The sequence below is a fragment of the Massilia brevitalea genome, from assembly GCF_030711405.1.
Classification (GTDB): Bacteria; Pseudomonadota; Gammaproteobacteria; order Burkholderiales; family Burkholderiaceae_D; genus Telluria; species Telluria brevitalea.
Genome location: NZ_JAULSI010000113.1, coordinates 1 through 1,260, shown reverse-complemented (window position 1 = coordinate 1,260; position 1,260 = coordinate 1). Strand labels below are relative to the sequence as shown.

The 1,260-nt window shown below is 59.9% G+C and carries 1 pseudogene; it reads right to left on the bottom strand.

What is annotated here, in order from left to right:
• A pseudogene (locus QWL29_RS26905) lies at nt 1-1,224 on the bottom strand (IS3 family transposase); the annotation flags it as partial.
• Between the last annotated feature and the right edge of the window lie 36 nt (nt 1,225-1,260).

Below are 1,260 nucleotides of genomic sequence, written 5' to 3'. Positions count from 1 at the left end.
TAGAAGCCGGCGATGTAATTGGCTACATCAAGCTTGGCTTCCGCGTGGTTCGCATAATTGCGCTGCCAGACGCGCTCCATCTTCAGGTTCAGGAAGAAGCGTTCAGCGACGGCGTTATCCCAGCAGTTGCCTTTGCGGCTCATGCTGCAGACGAAGCCATGTTCAGCCAGCAGGGCCTGGTACTGCTCGCTCGCATACTGGCTGCCGCGGTCGGAATGAACGACCAGTCCTGCAGCTGGACGGCGCGCCTGGATCGCCATGCGCAACGCATCGCAGACCAAGCTCGCCGGCATGCTCGGCGCCATCGCCCAGCCCACGACTTTGCGCGAGAACAGGTCGAGCACGATAGCCAGGTAGAGCCAGCCCGTGCCAGTCCGGATGTACGTAATATCCGAGGCATAAGCCAAGTTGGGCGCTGCCGGGTTGAACTGCCGGGCAAGCACGTTTGCCGCAACCGGCAGTGCATGCTTGCTGTCGGTTGTGTGCACGAATTTGCGCTTCCAGACTGGCTTCAGGCTAGCCTGTTGCATCAGCCGGCGTACCTTGTAACGGCCGACCTGAAGGCCGCTGTTGGCCAGCGCCGTGACCAGGCGACGGCTGCCGTAACTTTGGCCGCTGCTCATGAACGCAGCGCGCAGATGCACGCTCGCTTTGCAAAAAGCAGGCTTGGCAGCACGGCGCCTGGCTTCGTAAAATCCAGCCCGGCTCACCCCCAGAAGGCGACAGGTTTNGTGACCAGGCGACGGCTGCCGTAACTTTGGCCGCTGCTCATGAACGCAGCGCGCAGATGCACGCTCGCTTTGCAAAAAGTGGGCGCGGCGGCACGACGTTTGGCTTCGTAAAATCCAGCCCGGCTCACCCCCAGAAGGCGACAGGTTTGTGCGACAGGTACGGCCTTCGTTTGCAGTTCGTCGATGAGCCGATAGCTCACTTGAGCTCGCGGGCAAAGAAGGCCGATGCCTTTTTTAAGACGTCCACATCACTACGAAGCTGACGGTTTTCCTGCTCCAGCTGACGGATGCGCTGCTGCTCAGCCGTCAGTGGTTTGCCGATGCCTGGCTGGCCTTTCTGCTCGGCCTCGTACTGCTCCATCCAACGACGGATAGCGGTTACCCCGATATCCATTGTCTGGCTCACGTGCGAGATGCTCAGGCCTTGTTCTGTGATCATACGGACGACCTCGAGCTTGAAGCTGGGGTCGAAATTGCGGCGCTGCCTGGTCATGTAAACTCCTTCGAAGGTGAATTATCCACCTATCGA